This window comes from Bacillus sp. CGMCC 1.16541, assembly GCF_003184905.1.
Taxonomy (GTDB): domain Bacteria; phylum Bacillota; class Bacilli; order Bacillales; family Bacillaceae_H; genus Priestia.
Genome location: NZ_KZ821206.1, coordinates 143252 through 162752 on the forward strand (window position 1 = coordinate 143252; position 19501 = coordinate 162752).

At 36.9% G+C, this 19501-nt stretch carries 17 protein-coding genes and 5 tRNA genes; 4 read left to right on the forward strand and 18 right to left on the reverse strand.

The annotated features are described in order from the left end of the window. Positions 1–2 precede the first annotated feature (2 nt). Complete coding sequence (locus DIS06_RS20855; RefSeq protein WP_162595823.1) at positions 3–527, reverse strand: DUF4912 domain-containing protein; 525 nt, start codon at positions 525–527, stop codon at positions 3–5. 145 nt (positions 528–672) lie between these two features. Here DIS06_RS20855 and DIS06_RS00765 point away from each other — a divergent pair, with 145 nt between their 5' ends. Together DIS06_RS00765 and DIS06_RS20465 are read left to right on the forward strand one after the other, a co-directional pair. Continuing rightward, positions 673–1056: a DUF6115 domain-containing protein gene (locus DIS06_RS00765; RefSeq protein WP_110111341.1), complete on the forward strand. Its 384-nt coding sequence runs from the start codon at positions 673–675 to the stop codon at positions 1054–1056. 1 nt (position 1057) lies between these two features. Continuing rightward, positions 1058–1528: an endolytic transglycosylase MltG gene (locus tag DIS06_RS20465; protein ID WP_239421752.1), complete on the forward strand. Its 471-nt coding sequence runs from the start codon at positions 1058–1060 to the stop codon at positions 1526–1528. Between the two features lie 41 nt (positions 1529–1569). Here DIS06_RS20465 and phoU read toward each other — a convergent pair whose 3' ends face one another. From phoU to DIS06_RS00840, 14 genes are all read right to left on the reverse strand, one after another. Continuing rightward, positions 1570–2229 carry a phosphate signaling complex protein PhoU gene (gene phoU / locus DIS06_RS00775; RefSeq protein ID WP_110111342.1) on the reverse strand — a complete coding sequence of 220 codons (660 nt, stop codon included), beginning with the start codon at positions 2227–2229 and terminating at the stop codon, positions 1570–1572. 28 nt (positions 2230–2257) lie between these two features. Further along, entirely contained in the window at positions 2258–3073 is an 816-nt protein-coding gene (pstB, locus tag DIS06_RS00780) for a phosphate ABC transporter ATP-binding protein PstB (protein WP_110111343.1), read from the reverse strand. Positions 3074–3123: 50 nt separating this feature from the next. Then, positions 3124–3999, reverse strand: coding sequence for a phosphate ABC transporter permease PstA (gene pstA / locus DIS06_RS00785; RefSeq protein ID WP_204166728.1), 876 nt, complete (start codon positions 3997–3999; stop codon positions 3124–3126). A 2-nt stretch (positions 4000–4001) separates the two neighbouring features. Further along, a complete protein-coding gene (pstC, locus tag DIS06_RS00790) occupies positions 4002–4979 on the reverse strand; it encodes a phosphate ABC transporter permease subunit PstC (protein ID WP_110111345.1) in 978 nt (325 codons plus the stop codon). Between the two features lie 45 nt (positions 4980–5024). Then, a complete protein-coding gene (locus tag DIS06_RS00795) occupies positions 5025–6005 on the reverse strand; it encodes a PstS family phosphate ABC transporter substrate-binding protein (protein WP_110111346.1) in 981 nt (326 codons plus the stop codon). Between the two features lie 224 nt (positions 6006–6229). Next, on the reverse strand, positions 6230–8398 hold the full coding sequence (locus tag DIS06_RS00800; protein ID WP_110111347.1) for a peptidoglycan D,D-transpeptidase FtsI family protein: 2169 nt from the start codon (positions 8396–8398) through the stop codon (positions 6230–6232). A 411-nt stretch (positions 8399–8809) separates the two neighbouring features. After that, positions 8810–10099 carry an MFS transporter gene (locus tag DIS06_RS00805; protein ID WP_110111348.1) on the reverse strand — a complete coding sequence of 430 codons (1290 nt, stop codon included), beginning with the start codon at positions 10097–10099 and terminating at the stop codon, positions 8810–8812. Between the two features lie 111 nt (positions 10100–10210). Next, entirely contained in the window at positions 10211–10819 is a 609-nt protein-coding gene (sodA, locus tag DIS06_RS00810) for a superoxide dismutase SodA (protein ID WP_110111349.1), read from the reverse strand. 197 nt (positions 10820–11016) lie between these two features. Next, positions 11017–11109 (reverse strand) — tRNA-Ser (locus DIS06_RS00815). Between the two features lie 19 nt (positions 11110–11128). Further along, positions 11129–11205, reverse strand: a tRNA-Ile gene (locus DIS06_RS00820). 2 nt (positions 11206–11207) lie between these two features. Beyond that, positions 11208–11282, reverse strand: a tRNA-Asn gene (locus tag DIS06_RS00825). Between the two features lie 21 nt (positions 11283–11303). Next, positions 11304–11380, reverse strand: a tRNA-Met gene (locus tag DIS06_RS00830). A 1-nt stretch (position 11381) separates the two neighbouring features. Further along, positions 11382–11456 (reverse strand) — tRNA-Asn (locus DIS06_RS00835). Between the two features lie 67 nt (positions 11457–11523). Further along, entirely contained in the window at positions 11524–12006 is a 483-nt protein-coding gene (locus DIS06_RS00840) for a DUF456 domain-containing protein (RefSeq protein ID WP_110111350.1), read from the reverse strand. A gap of 175 nt (positions 12007–12181) precedes the next feature. Here DIS06_RS00840 and DIS06_RS00845 point away from each other — a divergent pair, with 175 nt between their 5' ends. Continuing rightward, positions 12182–13534 (forward strand): transposase, encoded by a 1353-nt coding sequence (locus tag DIS06_RS00845; protein WP_110111351.1) that lies wholly within the window; start codon positions 12182–12184, stop codon positions 13532–13534. Positions 13535–13667: 133 nt separating this feature from the next. Here the strand turns inward: DIS06_RS00845 and DIS06_RS00850 are convergent, their stop codons facing one another. Continuing rightward, positions 13668–15311 (reverse strand): Na/Pi cotransporter family protein, encoded by a 1644-nt coding sequence (locus DIS06_RS00850; RefSeq protein ID WP_204166729.1) that lies wholly within the window; start codon positions 15309–15311, stop codon positions 13668–13670. A gap of 229 nt (positions 15312–15540) precedes the next feature. Here DIS06_RS00850 and DIS06_RS00855 point away from each other — a divergent pair, with 229 nt between their 5' ends. After that, positions 15541–16326 carry a DUF1189 domain-containing protein gene (locus DIS06_RS00855; protein WP_110111352.1) on the forward strand — a complete coding sequence of 262 codons (786 nt, stop codon included), beginning with the start codon at positions 15541–15543 and terminating at the stop codon, positions 16324–16326. A 57-nt stretch (positions 16327–16383) separates the two neighbouring features. Here the strand turns inward: DIS06_RS00855 and DIS06_RS00860 are convergent, their stop codons facing one another. Continuing rightward, a complete protein-coding gene (locus tag DIS06_RS00860; RefSeq protein ID WP_110111353.1) occupies positions 16384–18150 on the reverse strand; it encodes a methyl-accepting chemotaxis protein in 1767 nt (588 codons plus the stop codon). A gap of 94 nt (positions 18151–18244) precedes the next feature. Next, the gene (locus DIS06_RS00865; protein WP_110111354.1) at positions 18245–19465 is read right to left on the reverse strand and encodes an MFS transporter; all 1221 of its coding nucleotides are present in this window, start codon (positions 19463–19465) and stop codon (positions 18245–18247) included. Positions 19466–19501 lie beyond the last annotated feature (36 nt).

Below are 19501 nucleotides of genomic sequence, written 5' to 3' on the forward strand. Positions count from 1 at the left end.
CCTCACACATACCTGTGACTTTTAAGTAACGCTACATTTCTTCGGTTTTGTTTTATGATTTTTGTGTCCATTGTATAGCACGAATACACACTAAATGTCTCTTCCCACTTGGGAGTTTGGTTAGTAGGATACGACCACTTTATCTTACAGTTTCTGCTGAAACCTTTCGAATCTTCTAAGTGTATTTCGTTTGAACGAATAAACGAAAAGAGGTGACCTTTTTTTGTATAGATCCCTACATCCACAATGTATGTCCGACCCAAAGGTAGGTGTGGAATAAAACCTCTACTTCTTTGTTTCCTATTTCGATATATTTTTAATTTATGAGCATTGTGACCATTAAATGCAATGTTCGTAACATCATAAATCACAACAACCATGTTTTTTTCATTCACTTTTAATCCACAACTCTCTTTAACCATCTCTTTGGTGATGTTAGATACGTACCAATGAACCAAAAGAGAATTACTTCCTTTTCTTAAGATTACGCACTCATCAAATTGATTATTTCTTTTAAACCTACTCACTATTTTCCACCTTATTGTTTCTTACTGTTGCTGTCATTTAAAATCATCTTAACATTAAGCAAATGTTGCCACAATGAACACATTTTGTCGATTAATGGTATACTAGATTCGTTATAAAAGGAATCATTTATTTAAGAGGTGAATTATGACTTACGCATTTATTAGTTTGACGATACTCTCTCTCTTCCTGCTCTTTGTTTCCTTTTTAAAAGAAAACAAAATAAAAGTGATAGAGAAGCAAGTTGAACAACTCTCTTTAAACGCCCTACAGGAACAATATCAAACAAATAAACGTTTTGAACGACTAGAAGAAGAGCTATTATTTTCTTCTACATATGAACAACGACTAGCGCCTACTTCTACTGTCGTTCACTCGCCAAAAAGGAGCTTAAAATCTTCTTCCATTCATCAACACGTGTTTGAGTTGTTTCACAGCGGAATGACAGTTGATGAAATTGCGAAGCAATTAGCTATTCCCATTGAAGAAGTACGTTTACTTATAAACCATGTTAGACGGGAGGAACAATAACTTGGACCGTTCAACTATCCGAGCATTTTCGGTTGGGCTATTACTAGCCACCTCTGTCTTAGGAATTGTCTATTACACGGGAGATCGTAACCAAGAGTATAATCGTACTTTTTCTCTTCAACAGGCAAAACAGTTATTGCAAAATGAAGGGTATGTAACGGTTCAAACAGCCGAATACAACCAATTACTTCAATTGAAACGAGCAGAACAAGAAGAGTCTACACTTCCTATAAAAAAAGAGTCAAAAGACAAAGCAACAATTGTCCACAAGGAAATAGTCATTAAACCTGGCATGACAAGTATAGATATTGCTTCTCAACTTTTAGAATCAGAAATTATTAAAAACTCGACCGAATTTAATGCTTATCTCACTAAACGCGATTTGACAACTAAGATCCAACTTGGTACGTACACTCTTTCTTCAGACATGACACACGAAGAAATCGCTGCCATTCTCACGAAAAATAACTAATACAAAAAAAGTGGTTGCATCACTGTGCAACCACTTTTTTGTTATTCATTTAAATCATATCGTTTACCTTTTACAAGATAAAGAACGCTTTCTCCGATGTTTGTTGCATGGTCTGCTGCACGCTCTAAAAATCGGCCAATAAACATTAGTTGAGTAATTTGATTCATCGAATCCTTTTCACTTTGAGCAAGTCGAAGTAATTCTTTAATGGTAATACCGTACAAATCATCAACTTGGTCGTCCATTTCCGCTACTTGTTTCGCGAGTAACACATCTTCTTCTTGATAAGCAGTTAAACACGTAGATAGCATATCAATGGAAATTCTGTTCATTTCTTTAATATGCTCTAATGGTTTAATAAGCGGCTCTTCTCCAATACGAATCGTAGACTTGGCGATGTTAACACCGAAATCAGCCATTCGCTCCAAGTCAGATGCGATTTTAATTGCTACTACAACACGGCGTAAATCGATGGCTACTGGCTGTTGTTTCGCAATTAACAAAATTGCTAAATCATTGATTTCTTCTTCAAGCTGATCCACCTTATAATCTTCATCAATAACTTGTAGAGCTAAATCAACATCTTTTGTTTCTAAAGCTTCAATTGATTTTGTTAATGCTAATTCTGTTAAGCGTCCTATTTCTAATAGTTTTTCACGAAGCACTTTTAGCTCTCCATGAAACTTTTCACGTACGACCATATCCCGTACCTCCTCAATGATGTTTGTCTTAACCGAAACGACCTGTAATATAATCTTCTGTACGCTTATCTGATGGATTTGAGAAGATTTTATCCGTTTCAGCAAACTCAACTACTTCACCATTTAAGAAGAACGCCGTTTTATCTGAGATACGAGCAGCTTGCTGCATGTTATGAGTAACGATGATAATACTGAAATCTTTCTTTAATTCTTGTACTAACTCTTCTACTTTTAATGTAGAGATTGGATCAAGCGCTGACGTTGGCTCATCCATTAAAATAACATCTGGTTCAATAGCTAAACAACGAGCGATACATAAACGTTGTTGCTGTCCTCCTGATAACCCGTATGCATTTTCATGCAAGCGATCTTTGACTTCATCCCAAAGAGCGGCTCCTTTTAAGCTTTTTTCAACAATTTCATCTAGTACCTTTTTATTGCGGATACCGTGAATCTTTGGACCGTATGTCACATTTTCATAAATTGATTTTGGGAATGGGTTTGGTTTTTGAAACACCATTCCTACTTGTGTACGTAAATCTTCTACACGATATGAACGATCAAAAATATTACGACCTCGATACTCAATTTCTCCAGATGTACGAACAGTTGGTGTCATCTCAACCATACGGTTTAACGTTTTAATATAAGTTGACTTTCCACACCCTGATGGTCCGATGATGGCTGTTACTTCGTTTTCATAAATAGGTAAGTCAATGCTTTTTAGTGCATGAGTTTCTCCATACCATAAATTCAATCCTTTTGTGTTATACACAATGTCTTTCTTTACACCTTGCACTCCTGTTGTCTCTTTTTTATCTTGAGTTTCAATTGTGATGGCCATAAAATGGTCCTCCTTCATCCAAGTTGAAAATTAATAGGTACGCTTCTTTATTAATAACGCTTTTGAAATTTATTTCGAATAAACACGGCAATTGAGTTCATTAGGATTAAGAATGTGAGTAATACGATAATCCCCGCTGCTGCTACACTTTGGAAATCAGCTTGCGGTCTACTCGTCCAGTTGTAAATTTGCATTGGTAATACAGTCGCTGTGTCTAAAACACCCGCTGGTAAATACGCAATGAATGTGGGTAACCCAACAACTACTAACGGTGCTGTTTCACCTACTGCACGAGATAACGCTAAAATACTTCCTGTTAAGATACCCGGAATCGCTGCTGGTAGTACAACTCGATAAATTGTTTGCCACTTTGTCGCCCCCATTCCGAAGGATGCCTCGCGTAATTCTTTCGGAACAGAACGAATGGCTTCTTGCGCTGCTACAACAATAACAGGCAAAATAAGCAAACTCATTGTTAAACCTGCTGCTAAAATACTTCTTCCTAGTGACAGTTCTCGAACAAAAATGGTTAAACCTAATAAACCAAATACGATGGATGGTACACCTGCTAAGTTAGAAATATTCAGCTTAATAAAATCATTAAATTTATTTTTCTTTGCATATTCTTCTAAATAAAGTGCTGCTCCCACTCCCAGAAATAACGATACAGGAGCAACAACCGCCATTAACCATAACGAGCCAACAAGTGCTGCTTTAACACCTGCTTGTTCAGGTCTTCTCGATGCGTAATTTTGAAGAAAATCAATATTTAACCAGCCTAACCCTTGAGTCAATATCCGATATAAGAGCATTGCTAAAACAGCTAATCCAAAAATCGTTGCACAAAAGAAAATGAATCTGAAGATGTTATTTTGAACTAATCTTCCACCCATTCGCTTTTGTACTTGTTGTCGATCTACATACATGATTAATATTCCTCCCTAAAGCGCTTCGTAATAAACTGTGCAAGCAAGTTCATCACAAGAGTAAATACGAATAATGTCATTCCAACAGCGTAAATACTGTAATAAACCGTTGTACCATAACCCGCATCACCTGTTGCTACTTGAACAATATACGCAGTCATTGTTTGAACAGAAGATGTCACATCTGTCGCCATTGTCGGCGTTGCTCCACCGGCAACTGTTACAATCATCGTTTCTCCAATTGCACGAGAAATACCTAATACGAATGAGGCGATAATTCCTGATAAAGCAGCAGGAAGCACAACTTTAATGGCTACTTCAAAGCGTGTTGCACCTAAAGCTAATGCACCTTCACGCATTGATTTAGGTACAGAGCTCATTGCATCTTCAGATAAGGAAGCAATCATCGGAATAATCATAATACCAACAACAATCCCTGGGCTTAATGCATTAAATAACCCTAAACTTGGAATAAACTGTTTCAATATAGGAGTAACAAACGTTAGAGCAAAGAATCCATAGACAATTGTCGGAATCCCAGCAAGAACCTCTAAAATCGGTTTAATAATTCGTCTTGTACGATCTGAAGCATACTCACTCAAGAAAATAGCTGCCCCTAATCCAACAGGTATTGCCACAACCATTGCAATAGCTGTGATTAATAATGTACCTGTTACTAAAGGTAGTACACCATAGTTTCCTTTTGCATCAACAAATGGTAACCACTTTGTACCTGTAATAAAATCTAAGAATGGTACTCTTGAAAAAAATGTAGCTGTTTCAAAGATTAACGTAAATAAAATTCCTGCTGTTGTTAATACAGAAACAATCGCTGTTAACAGTAGGATGATGGGCATCACTTTTTCTATAATTGTAGATGCACCTTTTTTCGATTTGTTTTCTTTAATCATTTCTCGAATGGAAACTTTCTTTTCATCACTCTTTACGAAAGCCAATGTCGTAACCCCTTTCCATTGCATGGAAAGATGAGAAGCACATCCACGCTTCTCATCTTCATTTGTCTATTACTTCTTTAATTCTTCAAGCGTTTTTAATTGCTCATCATACTCTTCTTGCTTCAAGCTTACATAACCAACTTCTTCTGCAAGCGCTCCAGCATTTTCAAGCATGAATTTTGCATAATCATATACTTGCTCTTTATCTTTAACTGCAGCTGTATTTACATATGTGAATAAAGGACGTGATAATGGTGCATACTCACCAGACATTACAGTGTCATTATTTGGTTCTACAGGTCCGTTACCACCATCAATTGGAACAACCTTTAACTTATCTTTGTTTGCTGCATAGTAAGCATAACCAAAGTAACCAATTGCATTTTTATCACCTGTTACACCATTTACTAATACGTTGTCATCTTCAGAAAGAACTGCTGATTCGTTCATTTCTTCACCGTCTAAAATTACTTCATCAAAGTAATCGAATGTACCAGAATCATGACCTGGAGAATATAACTTAACTTCTTCTTCTGGCCAACCTTCACGAATGTCAGACCATTTTACTTTTTCACCACTGTTCACCCACATTTTTTGCAGTTCTTCAACAGTTAAGTGATCTACCCAATCATTTTCCTTATTAATAACAACTGATAAACCGTCATATGCTAATTGGAATTCTTGAACGTCGATTCCACCTTCTTCAGCTGCTTTTTTCTCTTCGTCTTTAATTGGACGAGAAGCATTACTGAAGTCTGTTTCACCTTTTGTAAACTTTTCGAATCCGCCACCTGTACCAGATAATCCAACTGCTACTTTTACACCTGGTTGTGTAGCCATGTATTCTTCACCAATTGCCTCCATAATTGGATAAACAGTCGATGATCCGTCAATTGCAACGTTACCTTCTAATTGTTTGTTTTCTTCCCCAGACTGTTCTTGCTCTTGTCCAGATGCTCCGTTACCTCCGTTAGATTGACCACATGCAGTTGTAAATGCTAATACTGCTCCGATCATGACTGATAATGCTAGAAACTTAAAGCTTTTCATTCTTTAATTCCCCCTACGACATTTGGTTGTTTTGTCCTACGAGTTATAGAATAAAGCTTAACTATTAATGCTGTTTTAATCACATGTTAAGCTTTTGTAAAGGCGCAAAATTTGTCTTATAAATCTACAACATAAAAGGACACACTATTATCTTTTGTTTTATTTATAAGTTCATACATAAAAAAAGCATGGAAGCCACCTTGAGCTTCCACGCTTTTCGTTTTCTATTCTTCTAGGTTTTGCAATTCTTCTTGCTCTTCTTGTTCTATGACTTCTTCTTCGCCTTGTTTCTTCAAATCAAAGTATGCATCTAAAGCTGCTCTTCCCACATCTCGACTCATACTATGAGAACTGTTAGGTGTGTAAGCTGAAGGAACAACAACGGCAAAAGCCACTTCTGGGTTGTCGTAAGGAGCATATCCAACTAACGTCGAGTTACGGACTTCAATTGGTTTGGCCCCTTTCACTTTATTTGGAACGAATGCTTCTGCTGTCCCTGTTTTTCCAGCCGGTTTATAAGGCGCATTCGCAAAAGCACCGTAAGCTGTTCCATTTTGAGATTGCATTACTTGTCTAAATCCTTCTTGCACACGTTTAATTTCTTCTGTACTCATTGTTACTCGGTTTAACACTTCTGGCTCAAATGAGTGCTGTACACCACCAATTTCTTCTTCACGAATTGTAGGCTCTCGCACTTCCTTGACAATTTGTGGCTTAATACGATAACCACCATTTGCAATGGTCGATACATATTGCACTAACTGCAAGGGTGTATACGTATCATACTGTCCAATGGCTAAGTCTAGTGCGGTACCAGGGATATCACTGCCACCTTGAAAACCAGTTGATTCATTATCAAGTTCAATTCCAGTAGAGATACCGAGTCCAAACTGACTATAATAAGAGCGTAATTGAGCAAATGTAGATGGTTTAATCGGTAACGTTCCATTTTGACGATACTTAACATCCGCCATCTCCATCACCGTTCTGAACATATAAACATTCGATGAGCGTTGTAAAGCTGTTAAATCGTTAATAGCACCAAAATTACGAACCGATTTTTTCTCTTTCGTTCCAGCAAACTTTAATGGCTGATCGACAAACACATCTCCTGGTGAAATCGCTCCGGAATCAAAACCAGCTAAAATGGTGGCTCCCTTGACAACCGATCCCATCGTGTAAGAACTTGAAATATTGCCCAAAGCAAAATCATCAATCTTCGGTCTTCCTGTTGTGTTATCAATGGTATATTGCTTACCAGCCATCGTAAGAATTTCTCCAGTGCGAGGGTCCATTAACACGACGAAGGCACGATCTAGATGCTGTGTGCCCGGCTTGCGTTTTGTTTTTAATAACTCTTCCTCTAATACTTTTTCTACTTCTTTTTGTAGCTCCACATCAATTGTTAAAACTAAGTCACTACCTCGTTGACCTTCTGAAACTTGAATCGTCTCTAACAAGCTTCCATCCTTATTTGTCACATGTCTCACTTGCGCTTTTTGACCACTTAATACATGTTCGTATTGCTTTTCAAGATAACTTGTTCCAACACGATCATTGCGGTTATATCCTCTTGATAAGTAATAATCAATTCGATCACGAGGCAACCCTTCGTTTGCAGACGAAACGTTTCCTAACAACGTACGAAGAGTACGGTCCTCTGGATAAAAACGTTCCCAGTATGTTGTCGTGTCAACACCTGGTAGTTGCTCTAAGTTTTCACTGACAACAGCAAACTCTTCTTTTGTTACACCACTTTTAATAATTTGTGGCGTCAGAGCATACCCCGCTTCCATTTGCCTTTTAATTGCAATCACTTTCACTTCATCTTGAAGCTCTAGTAAATCTTTTTTCGTAATGCGACTTAGTTGGCGATCATATACCTCTTGATCTGTTAGTTCGCCCTTTTCAAGCAAATCACGATCTTCTTTCGTAATCTTCTTTTCAGCTTTTTTTGGACGAGTTAAAATCCAGTAATCTTTTAGATCTCGTTCTGTTAATCGTACTTCTTTTTGTCTAATTTCTCGATCACCCGAACCTTTGATGTCAATAAATTCTGCAGACAGCGGAACGTAAATGAGTTTGGCTAACTTTTTAGCAACCTCTAGGCGTTCTTCTGCGTTTGTTCCTTGAAAACGCGTATATGTAATCGCATTTAACGGTGCATTATCAACAATGACACGATTGTAACGATCGTAAATCCGCCCCCGTGGAACAGGCGTGTTAATTTTTACATCTTCTGTTTTTTCTACTTCCCTTTGAAAGTTTTCTCCATAAACAATTTGCACAAGACCTAAACGCAAAATCAGAACAGAGAATAATAAAAACACAACAAAAAACAACAAATTCAACCGAAACGGCACATGCGTTCTTTTCTTCCTTTTCTTTTTCATTTAAACACCTACACTTTATGATACTAAATCATTCATATCACGTTATTTTCTGCTCGTAAAGTAAGAACTCTGTAAATACACATCCAATAATAACCAAGTGTGTCCATCATGCAAAAAGGAACGTAAACACCATTCCATTACAAAAGGAATGATGCAACGTTCCATCTTTATTTAACTTCCATTCTTATTAAATACATTTAAAGATTTATTGTTAAATCACTTTCACACACTTTGTTGCTAGTGAAAAATCATTTGTTAATGTTTAAAGAAATTGAAAAGAGCTAACTTTGAAAGCTCTGCTCAAAAAAACATTTTTAACTAATCCCATGCTCAACTATTATTGTAAAAGAAATGAACGAAGATTTCTATAGTAAAAAATGTTTATCCTTTCACCCGACAAACTTCAATCCTTCATGCTGGAGATTCTCCATCGCCTTCATTTAAAGTTGGAGGAGTGACAGGTTTTTGTCCTTCCTCTTCTTTCACACCAACATGTTGAGGAATTCGTTTGACACAAAAGTAAATAACACTATGACCAATTCCAATAATGGATAATAAAATAGGAATACTTCTTTGTTCATCAAAGAAAGTAACTGCTATTAAAAAAGATGAAATAGAGACAATTCGACCAATGTTTAAGAACAACTCTCTCACAACAATGTATTCAATCCGCTTTTGAACAATATCCTTTACTCTTCCAATGACATCATAAGTTAATGACATATAAGGTACAAGCAAAATAGGATAAGCAATTGCGATGCAAATCGCATACAAAATCAGTTTTGCATAGGACAGTTCAAAAATTAACAAAAAGACAGATCCATATAAGATTATACCGCCTATTAAAATAAACTTTAATCGATGTTCTTTTTTAATAAACCTTGAAGCAACATAATATCCAACAAAGGCTACAGCAGAGTTTACAAGCCCAAATGTACCAAGAGCCAATTCACTATCTGTTGTAATAAACACAAGAACCGATACAACGAAAATGAATGTACCTTCACGCAACCCTTGAAAGAAGTGAGCATTTAAAATACGACGCCAGTCCTTATTATGTTTTCGCTCAGCCAATACTTGTTTGAACATATACTGTCCTTCTGCTGGCCTTCTTTGAAGAAACAAACTTAGAATCACAGCACTGACAAATAAAGCAAGTGAAAAACCAAAGACAATTCGATAACCGATGTACTCATAAAAGGTCGAAATCACCAAACCTGCTCCCAATGGCCCAATCATGCCAGCGAATGAATTGAGAACACCGAGAAATCCATTGAAAAAATCTCGTGTATCAGGTTCCGTAATTTCAAATGTTAGAACATTAAAAGCTAACCAGTAAAATCCATACCCTATCCCTAACAACGCTCCTAAAATGACTAGCACCTTAGACGCATTTGTTCCAACAAACAAGACGACTAAATAAAAAACAGCTAAAAAAGAAACACCCAGTCTTAACACAATGACTCGATCAATTTTCTTAGCCCATTTTCCTGCTACGATAAATGTAATGGGTTGTAACACCACAACCGCTAAGTTATAAATAGCAAGATCAGAAAATTCTCCTGATTGCTTCCACAAATAAACGTTTACAAATGAATTAGATATTGAAATGGATAGAGCATATAGCCCACCAATTAATAAGAGTAATACTAAATCTTTATTAACTTCTACATCTCCAACGACTTTTTTTAATAAAGGCATGTAAAAAACTCCTTTTCTCTTCTATCACCTAGTGTGTCAAAAAGAAAAGGAGTTATGTACATAATGAAAAAACCAGAAAAGGAATACACTCCTTCTCTGGTCAGATTCTTATTATTTCGCTTCTGCGTAACGTTTTGCCACTTCATCCCATTTTACTACATTAAAGAAAGCTGAAATGTAGTCTGGACGACGATTTTGGTAGTTTAAGTAGTAAGCATGCTCCCAAACGTCTAAGCCAAGAACTGGTGTTTTACCTTCCATTAATGGGCTATCTTGGTTTGCAGTGCTTGTAATTTCTAACTCGCCGTTGTTGACGATTAACCAAGCCCAACCAGAACCAAAGCGAGTTGTAGCAGCTTTTGCAAACTCTGCTTTGAAATTGTCATAGCTTCCGAATTTGCTGTTAATTGCATCTGCTAATTCACCAGTTGGTTCACCGCCACCATTCGGACATAAAATTGTCCAGAATAAAGAGTGATTAGCATGGCCTCCACCGTTATTACGTACTGCTGTACGAATATCTTCTGGAAGTGCATCTAAGTCAGCAATTAATTCTTCCACACTTTTGCTTGCTAAGTCAGCTTTGCCTTCTACTGCAGCGTTTAAGTTTGTTACATATGTGTTATGATGTTTCGTGTGGTGAATGTTCATTGTTTCCTTGTCGATATGCGGCTCTAGTGCATCATATGCATAAGGTAATTGTGGTAATTCGTATGCCATGAAAATTCCTCCTTTAAAATATGTAGACTGAATACATGGTGCAAAGCACCAATAATTTAAGATTAGCAAATTTACCCTACTCTTTCAATGAAAAAGCATTTAATTACTTCTATATAATTACCGTTTTCCCTTCTTCTATTCGAGATAAACATAAAAAAGCTTCCTTATTATAATAAGGAAGCTTGAATGTATATGTATGGCGGAGGAAGAGGGATTCGAACCCCCGCGGGCTTTAACACCCCTGTCGGTTTTCAAGACCGATCCCTTCAGCCGGACTTGGGTATTCCTCCGTGTACTGTTTTTCATTACTGGTGGACCCTGCAGGACTCGAACCTGCGACCGGACGGTTATGAGCCGTCTGCTCTAACCAGCTGAGCTAAGGGTCCACTGGCTCCACAGGTAGGACTCGAACCTACGACCAATCGGTTAACAGCCGATTGCTCTACCACTGAGCTACTGTGGAATGAAAAACTATATATGTATTTGGTAGCGGCGGAGGGGATCGAACCCCCGACCTCACGGGTATGAACCGTACGCTCTAGCCAGCTGAGCTACACCGCCATGGCTCCACAGGCAGGACTCGAACCTGCGACCAATCGGTTAACAGCCGATTGCTCTACCACTGAGCTACTGTGGAACAATGAAACAATAACTAACGACATAGAAACTTTATCATGATTCCGCTACCGTGTCAATACAATCTCTTAAAGAACAGCATATAAAAAATACCCAATCATAAATAATTGAATAACCCCTTTTGTAATTGCACCACTAAAGAAACCGACAAGAGAACCGAACCCAATTTTTAACGCTTGTTGAAAGGATGTTTTATGAACGAGTAATTCTCCTAACACCGCACCAATAAAAGGGCCAATAATAATTCCAAGAACAGGAATAACAAAAGGACCCACCAATAAACCAATTGTACTTCCCCATATACCCGCTTTTGTTCCACCAAACTTTTTAACACCCATTAAATTGGCCACATAATCAGCAGCAAACAAAGCTACGATTAACAAACCTTGTATAATCCAAAATAGAATTGAAAACTCTCCAAATGTATAAAAAACGCCATATAAAATAAAACCTACAGCAATAAATAACACACTTGGAATAATCGGATAAACCACCCCTACGAACGAGATGATAAACGCAATAATAATCAAGCTCCAATACACGATGTCCATTACTCTTTAGCCACTCCTATATTTTCGATCTTTTATTATTTTATCGTAAATGAATGAATTTCATAATTCTCAGCCCAACACTCTTAAGGGTTTTAGCGCATAAAAAAGGAGAACCTCCCCAAACAGTCGAAAAGAGTAAGCGACGAAACAAACTCAGACTGGAGGAAATCCCCTTATGCCTATTATAAGACAAGTGAGCCTGTTTGGCATCCAGGAATTATATGACCTGGAACCTACCCAACGATACGAAGCCATTTTTTCGGCGCTGGATCTTGAGAAAATCGTCGCTGTTGTTTCAAAGAAATCGTGGCGCGGTGCCCCGGTAGAACTGAATTATCCTGCCATGGTCTGTTCTTTAATCGTTAGGCTGGTCGAGCGTATTCCGACGATTAAAGATTTATTAAAACGTTTAAAATATGATATTCTGTTTCGTTTGAATTGCGGCTTTTTGATTTCTGATCACGTCCCACCTGAAGCATCTTATTCAAGAATGATTCAAAAACTATCAGTTTCCGATGTATTTGATCAGGAAAATGACGCCATGATTCTTCAGGCATTTACCGAAGAATTTATCACGGATGAAAATGTAGCGATTGATGCCTCTCACTTTGAAGCACGTGATCAGGCACCAGCGAAAGAAGAAAAGCCAAAGTCTGAACCAAAGAAGCGCGGCCGTAAAACAAAAGAAGAACAGGCTGTGTTTGATCAATTAAAGAAAGAAGCTGAACTGAATCAGACGCTATTTGAAAAAGAAGTCGCTGCACAACTGGATGCCACTTATGAAGAACTACGTTCTGATATCCCAATCGAGCCACAGTGGGGCGTCAAGAAAAACAGTGAAGGGAAAAATGCTTACTGGTTCGGTTATAAAGCACATCTCGCAGTTGGAACAAAGAGTCAGTATATCTTTCAGTCTCTGATGAGTTCAGGCAGCCTGCATGACAGTAAAGCAGCGATCCCTTTGTTAAAAGGGATTGAAAAGCTTGGTCTTCCTATTCAAGTTGGCTGTATGGATGCAGGTTATGATGTGCCGGCGATCTACCAACAGTTGTTTCGGATAAATGCTCAATCTGTTATCGCTTATAATAAGCGCCGTGAAAAGGAAGTGCCTGGGTTCAATGAACACTTTGCCCCAACCTGTGTCAGAGAGCACGCCTATCGGTATGACAGCTTTGATCCAAATTGGAAAACCATTAAATTCACACGTCCGAAGGAATGTGCCGATTGTCCACTCGCAAAGGATTCGCTTTGCCAGAAAACATTTAAGTTCAAAATCGAAAGCGATCTGAGGCGTTATACAGTACCTGCGAGAGGATCGAAAAAATGGAAAGCACTTTTTGCCGAACGAACCGCTGTTGAACGTGTAAATGCCTATCTGAAAGAATTTTTTCAGTTGAATAATGTTAGACACCGTACCGGAAAGAAAGCGAAGCTGCATTTAAGCTTGATCACGCTTTTATTCAATGCATCTAAAGATCGGATTAATCGTTTATTACAAGGTGAAATGGCAAATCAACAAACTGCTTAAGCTTCAAATGAAAGATTAAAAAATATCGATTTTAGAGAACAGGCGCTTTATTGGCTTTTTTTAAAAGAGCAATTATGAAATCGATTCAAATAAAAAAAGAAAGCCACACTTCAAAAAGTGCGGCTTCTTGCAATTACTTCGCTTTTGAATGACGATCTCCCAATACTGCTTCTGCAATATTCACAGCATGGTCACCAATACGCTCTAAGTTACTAATGATATCAACAAACACGATACCAGCTGAACCTGTACATGAACCTTCGTTTACACGAATAATATGTTGCTTACGAAGTGTGCGTTCCATGCTATCAATTTGATCTTCTTTTTGCATTACTTTTACTGCTTTTTCACGATCATTGTTTTCTAAAGCAGACATTGCTTCTTTAACAGTTGAAATTGTTAATTCAAACATTTCTTCTAGATCTGCATTTGCTTCATCTGTCATTTTCACTTTGTTTGCAATTTGATAATCCACTAACTCAACAATGTTTTCAAAGTGATCTCCAATACGTTCAATATCACGAGCTGAATCTAAGAACATTGAATGCTCTTCACTTTCAGATACAGACATAGAACTTGAAGAAAGCATTACAAGATAATCCGTAATTTTACGATCTAAGTTGTTAATGGCATCTTCAACTTGCAGTGCCATTTCAGCATGTTTATGTTGCTTTGTTTTTAAATATTTATTAGCTTCATCTAGACCAATTGTTGCAAATTGTCCCATACGAATTAATTCTTCTTTCGCTTGACCTAATGCAATCGATGGAGACTGTTGAATGAACACTGGATCTAAATGCTTCGCTTTAAACTCCACTAATGAATCTTCACCCGGAATAACCTTTGTTACAATTAACGCAAGCAATCCGATGAACGGGAATTGAATAATTGTATTTGATGTATTAAAAATACCGTGTGCAAACGCAATCGTCATTTCTGGATTTAAGCTTAATACACCTTGTAAATAAATGATTAACTTTGTATAAAGCGGTAAGATAATTAAGAAAAGCGTTGTACCAATGACATTAAACATAACGTGTGTTAACGCTGCACGTCTTGCTGCTACACTTGCACCGATGGATGCTAAGATTGCTGTAATCGTTGTACCAATGTTGTCACCAAATAGAACAGGTAACGCTGCATAAATGTCTATTGCACCTTGTCCAAATAGCTCCTGTAAAATACCAATTGTGGCACTTGAACTTTGAACAATTACTGTAAATACAGTACCAATTAACACACCTAAAATTGGGTTATCACTCATGCTAACTGTTAAGTCTTGGAACGCTTGTAATGAGCGTAATGGCTTCATTCCTTCTCCCATTAATTCTAACCCAAAGAATAACGCTCCGAACCCAAACACAATTTGGCCAAAGTTATTGATTCTAGGACTCTTAAAGAAGAACAATAGTAAAGCACCAACTGCTAAAATTGGCAATGCATAATCGGAAACTTTAATTCCAATAATGAAAGCTGTAACCGTTGTTCCGATATTTGCTCCCATAATAACACCAATTGCTTGACGTAAATTCATAAAGCCGGCACTAACTAATCCTACTGTAATAACAGTGGTTCCCGAACTACTTTGAATTAAAATTGTTACAATGATCCCGGCTAGTACACCCATTAACGGATTGGTTGTAAAACGATCTAATATATCTCTGAGCTTATCACCTGCTGATTTTTGCAAGCCATCGCCCATGAACTTGATACCGAATAGGAAAATCCCAAGGCCACCAATGAATTCGAATATCATCTTTTGAACATCAAGTTCCACAAAAATTCAACCCCTAACTATGTTTTTTCGACATATATCTACAAGTCCTTTTTCATTATTAACTTAAAGTGAAGTTAATGTAAATATTTTTATTTCAACATTTACAATTTCTTAACATTAGCTTCACATTTTTTCTCAGCTCTTTCATTTATTGTTTGTATTGAAAACTTCTTGTATTCATCTAGCCCTCTCGATAAAATGAACAGTAGACAGACAAGGAGTGAAAATAGTGAACGTATTTCAGCAATTATTTTATAGCTTATACTCACCAAAAGTGGTCGCCATGTTACGTTTTCAGGGGATCGGAAAAACCATACTATATGTATTCTTGTTAGCATTTCTTTCATTATTACCAACGATATTCTTTCTTACTCAAACCATTGTAACTGGTTATGAACAAGCAAAAACCACATTATTAACAGACGTAAATGAATTTACAATTAACAATGATACTCTTGATTCATCACTAGACGAACCACTCATTACATCAAAAAACCAAACCACTTTTATTTTTGACTCAACAGGTTCCATCACGACCGAGGATACGAACGGTTACAACCAAGCAATTGGCTTTCTACAAAATGATCTATTTATTACAACAAATCACAATACACAAACATATAGCTACTCTCTTTTACAAATGAATGGGTTAACAAAAGAACGGTTTGTTACTTTATTTGACCAAGCTAAACAACTACTGACTATTCTTATTCCATTAGCGATTGGTTTATTGTATGTAGTCACATCAAGTGTAAAGTTTATTGAAATTAGCCTACTTGCTTTTATAGCTTTAGGAATGGCAAAAGGACTTAACCGTACACTTACATACAAACACGTCTGGGTGATGTCAGCCTACAGTAGCACAGTTATGACCATTTTATTTACTTTAACAGATGCCTTACAAATTGAAGTATCTTACAGTCTTCTTGTTCACTGGCTTGTGACCTTACTGTTTTTAGTTTTCGTCATTAAACGTGTTCCTATCCGAAAGCAAGCCTCTAAAACAAACATGTAAAAAAGGACTGTCCGTTTTCTTCCCCTTGTGGAGGATGACGTGACAGTCCTGTTTATTTTACTTTTTCTTGATATAAAATTGACTAGTAATGGCTGTAAGGGACATTGATAACTCTCTTAATTGAACACCTATTTTATGGGTGTTATTTACATGTTCAACTTGCTCTTTTGAAGTTCCTAGCATTTGTTCGGCACTTGCTAATGTTTCTTGTGACACCGAAACAAAGCTTTCTGCAGATTGTTCCATTCCTGGTACCATATTGTACAATTCATTACATTCCTCCTTCACTAATGTTAATTGATTACTGACATGTCCAATTTCCTTTAGTAAGTGGTTAAATGTAATTTTCGATCTTTGTGCAACCTCTACATTGTATTTACTCTTATGAAGCATCTCATTAAATTCTACCGAGGCTTTCAATGAACTATCTTCCATCGATGTAATTAATTCTTTTATTTCTTCCGTTGCATTCGTTGATTGATCTGCCAATTTCCGAACTTCATTCGCTACAATCGCAAAGCCTCTTCCTGCTTCTCCGGCACGAGCTGCTTCAATTGTCGCATTTAACGCTAACAGTTTTGTTTGTTCCGCAAAATCTTGGATTAAGCTCACGATACGTGCAATTAACCTTGAGTGTTGTTCAACTTCTTTCATCGTTTCAGTCATATCAAAAAACTCTTTTTCAAACGTGGTCATTGAATCGATAATATTTGAAATACTTTGTTCTCCTTCATATGCTTTTACATTCATCTGCTCAGCTGTGTTAACAATCGAATCCATATAATTGGTAATGGAATGAATATCTCGTTTCATTGATTGAAATACTTGAATATTACTCTCAGAGCTTGCCGCTGTTTGTTCAGCTCCATGTTTCACAACGGAAATAGCCTCATCTAATTGACCATTATAATACAAAGAGCTTTGAGAAGCTTTCTGCAGTTCTGTTCCCGTTTCATGTAACTCATTTGTTGTTTGATCGATTTGAGACAAAATAGTACGCATGTGATCAATCATTAAGTTGAACGTTTTACTAAGTGATGCAATTTCCGGTATAGAGGTTTTGATATTTATTTGTTGACTTAAATCCCCTTCCCTCACTTTTCTCATCGTGAGGCGCAGTTGAGTTAATGGGTTTGTTAAACTTCTCACTAAAAATATAACGACTACGGATGTAATGGCTACACTTATGACAACCACCGCTACCATGAATAAACCTAACTGTTGAATTGTACCTAAGTAGTTTTCTGACGGAACAGCAATTAAGAATATACCTTTTAATTCTGGAATTTCTTTGAAGGCAAGGGTATATGCCGTTTGCTGTTGATTGATATGTAAAACACCATGCTTTTTATCGTTCACTTGCTTTAATGTGTCATTAGAAAAAGCTAATTGACTATGTACACTGACTGAGAAAGGGTTTACTTTATTGTTTTGAATCAAAAAAAAATGTGCTTTTAATCCATCCTGTGTGAGTTGAGCGTCTTGTGATTTTATTGATTGATTAAATTGCTTCATAAAACTCTCTTCATCATTCACATACATATACATTAAATTTTGAGAAATTTCATATGTTGTTTGCGCTTCTCGCTCTAGTCGATTTTCGATAATTTGAACGGTTGTTTCTTTTGATTTCCCATATGAAATAAAACTAACAACACTCGTTGAAAGAATGAGTAAAGATAAAACAAGAATCAATAACCGAACTTGTAAAGAAATGTGATTCGTCAGGTTTTTAATCATTGCATTTTTTTTGATCTTTAACACACTCTTTTTCTTTTTTTGTTGAGAAAAACGCCAATGTTTGATCTTTATGTTTAACTTCATGGTAAACCCCCTATTTTCTATCCTCAACAAATTATGACAGATAGATGTAAAGAGATTGTAAACAGAGTGTGAATTTTAGTTAAAAAGAACTATATTACCTTCCCACTTCTCTAGATCTAAAGATTGGTAACCTCGAAAACATTCTCATTTCATACCCTATCCAACCTGCACTACTACAAAGGAACATAAAACTAAAAATAAACATCAGCTTCGTATCTTGCATCCAATAACCAAAAACAATCGGCCCTAACGCTACCCCTATAAAACGGACCGTACCGTAAAGCGAAACAACAAAGCCTCGCTCTTCATCTTTTACACTTGAAGTAATGAACATATTAAGACAAGGAAGTACAAAACCTAATCCTCCAAATGCAATGGTTAAAAAAAACATGATAAACGATAAAGAATGAAGAAAAATCAATAGCGCAAACATAATTAACAGCAAACATAACCCCAACACCATCAAGTGATTCATTAATTCGTGATTGTTCTTGATCCGTTTCCCTGTCCAATAAGAAGTTAAAGTCATTGCCCCTAAAGGAAATACAAAAGCCGTTCCTTTAAAGAATCCATCAATGTGATACGTTTCTTCAATTAAAAATGACAAATAATACAATGTGCCAAACAATAGAAATAACCCTAATCCCCCAATTGAAAACAACGGAAAAAGCCAACTTTTCTCTCGCTTTAACACCTTTCGTACCTTTTGGATATACACGTTAAATGTCATAACATCCTTGCCCTCTGTTGATTCTCCTACACATAAAATAATTCCTATTAAAGCAACGAGCGCAACAACCGGATAGACAAAAAAAGCACTATACCACGTTATAAGAGCCGCGGTTGCTCCTAGAATTGGAGAAATAACCTTCCCTACCCCGTTATATACTTCTAATACCCCTAATACCTTGGATCGCTTTTCATTTTGAAAGATATCACCGGCTAGCACCATCGCTAACGTCGTTGTACCTGCTGCACCTATCCCTTGCAACACTCTACCTGTCATTAATAACTGAAATGCTTGCTCATGATCTACTGAAAAACCACTTACGCATGCATATACACTGCCAATTATCATAATGACTAATGACAGAATAATGATTCGCTTTCTCCCGTACCGATCTGAAGCTATTCCAACAAATGGGATTAACAATGCAGCTGGAACTGAAAAAGAACTTAAAATAAGCCCAGTTTGAAAAGTACTTAAGTTTAACGAGGATTGAATCGTTGGGAGTAACGGAATTAACATTGAATTACCTAATACCATAATGAACGGCAATAGCCCCAGAGTCATAATTGTTACTTTTTCCCTCATTATATTGTCCTCCATTCTTATTCATAGTTTAAATTG

Excerpts from the sequence above, each read along its gene's own strand:
- DIS06_RS00765 (WP_110111341.1), top strand. The coding sequence starts at position 673 with ATGACTTACGCATTTATTAGTTTGACGATACTCTCTCTCTTCCTGCTC.
- phoU (WP_110111342.1), bottom strand. The coding sequence starts at position 2,229 with ATGGTCGTACGTGAAAAGTTTCATGGAGAGCTAAAAGTGCTTCGTGAA.
- pstB (WP_110111343.1), bottom strand. The coding sequence starts at position 3,073 with ATGGCCATCACAATTGAAACTCAAGATAAAAAAGAGACAACAGGAGTG.
- pstA (WP_204166728.1), bottom strand. The coding sequence starts at position 3,999 with ATGTATGTAGATCGACAACAAGTACAAAAGCGAATGGGTGGAAGATTA.
- pstC (WP_110111345.1), bottom strand. The coding sequence starts at position 4,979 with ATGCAATGGAAAGGGGTTACGACATTGGCTTTCGTAAAGAGTGATGAA.
- DIS06_RS00795 (WP_110111346.1), bottom strand. The coding sequence starts at position 6,005 with ATGAAAAGCTTTAAGTTTCTAGCATTATCAGTCATGATCGGAGCAGTA.
- DIS06_RS00800 (WP_110111347.1), bottom strand. The coding sequence starts at position 8,398 with ATGAAAAAGAAAAGGAAGAAAAGAACGCATGTGCCGTTTCGGTTGAAT.
- DIS06_RS00805 (WP_110111348.1), bottom strand. The coding sequence starts at position 10,099 with ATGCCTTTATTAAAAAAAGTCGTTGGAGATGTAGAAGTTAATAAAGAT.
- sodA (WP_110111349.1), bottom strand. The coding sequence starts at position 10,819 with ATGGCATACGAATTACCACAATTACCTTATGCATATGATGCACTAGAG.
- DIS06_RS00840 (WP_110111350.1), bottom strand. The coding sequence starts at position 12,006 with ATGGACATCGTGTATTGGAGCTTGATTATTATTGCGTTTATCATCTCG.
- DIS06_RS00845 (WP_110111351.1), top strand. The coding sequence starts at position 12,182 with ATGCCTATTATAAGACAAGTGAGCCTGTTTGGCATCCAGGAATTATAT.
- DIS06_RS00860 (WP_110111353.1), bottom strand. The coding sequence starts at position 18,150 with ATGAAGTTAAACATAAAGATCAAACATTGGCGTTTTTCTCAACAAAAA.
- DIS06_RS00865 (WP_110111354.1), bottom strand. The coding sequence starts at position 19,465 with ATGAGGGAAAAAGTAACAATTATGACTCTGGGGCTATTGCCGTTCATT.